This window comes from Arthrobacter sp. PsM3 (genome assembly GCF_030433895.1).
Lineage (GTDB): Bacteria > Actinomycetota > Actinomycetes > Actinomycetales > Micrococcaceae > Arthrobacter.
Window position 1 is genome coordinate 1 of record NZ_JARUXE010000103.1, and the last position, 1,212, is coordinate 1,212.

The 1,212-nt window shown below is 36.4% G+C and carries 1 protein-coding gene; it reads right to left on the minus strand.

Annotation, left to right across the window (positions count from 1 at the left end; all coding sequences use genetic code 11):
• Window positions 1-1,144, minus strand: a 1,144-nt coding sequence (locus QCD75_RS21755) for a hypothetical protein (RefSeq protein ID WP_441005534.1), incomplete at its 3' end; no start/stop codon positions are given.
• Between the last annotated feature and the right edge of the window lie 68 nt (window positions 1,145-1,212).

The window sequence follows — 1,212 nt, forward strand, 5'->3', positions numbered from 1 at the left end:
CAATTGGATTAGTCTCATCCTTCAATGCTATCATTTCCTTTGATATTGGATCATATGCATAGTACCGAGAAACTAGTGCGAAGTAGTGATCAGGTATTGCTGTTATCTGATGAGTATACGTTGTCCTGGCCACGGCAGAAGCACGCTTATCGCTCCAATTTCCCACAACATTAGTCAACTCCGTTAGGCCCTTCATTGAAAGAAATGAGGTCATCAAATGTCTTCCAATGTGAGATTTTGGGCCATTTTTTATAGCAAAGATTGAATAAGGCGCATTTTTCTTCAAAGCTTTATTGTACGATCTGACTAAGTTATCTTTTAATAATTGGTATTCCTGTTTATTGCTTGAAGAATTGCCGGTCCTATTTACTCGTTTTAGGACTGGTTCAGAATTCCTCAAAAATTCATCCAAATATACAAGTGGATCGATCCTACCCCTTGCGCTAAAGAAGTATATGTGCCTACTAACGCTTGTCTTTGTCTCTGTCACTAAACACTGGATTATTACTCCCAGATACTTATTTTGGACTAATTTAAATGATTTCGGATCAACGTTCTTAATATCGCTGAATCTTCCACAATTGATGAAAGTAGCTAGGAAGAGGAATTGGTATAAAGTTTTTGTTTTTGTAAATCTCGAAGTATACTCAAACGAATTTAGTATTTTCTCAGTGATCTCCCAGATGCTTTCACCCTCACTTAGAAGTGCTTTAAGCATTTTTTTACTGTGGCTATTTCCCTTATCTGCTTCTTCCGATGATTCGAACTGTAATTGCAAACTACTTACAATATCAGTGATATCAGATTGATGTTTTTGTCCATAGTAAGGAATAATTGTAAATTCCCAAGCAGGAATCAATTTCTTTAATGAGGCTTCCAGAATTGTTGCTTTTTGCGTCTTGTATTTAAACTGGAGTGATTTATTGACAATATCGAAACTCAGCGAATTGCTTATGATAGTATTATAGCTCATGAATGTGGCTCTCTTGATTGCTGTTCCGTTATGTGTAATCATCCAACATAAATAGGTTAGTTCAGCAGCACATAATGCTATTTTCTCACCTGAAGGTCTTTCAAACCTTTCCACAAACTGACGAACAAGCACCTTAGGTGGTGTTTTACATAATATATCAAATTGTGGCATGCTTAGCGCCGATCTTGTGTGCAATTGATATCTAGTTTCAACTACTCTATTTATCTTGTATCTTGCAG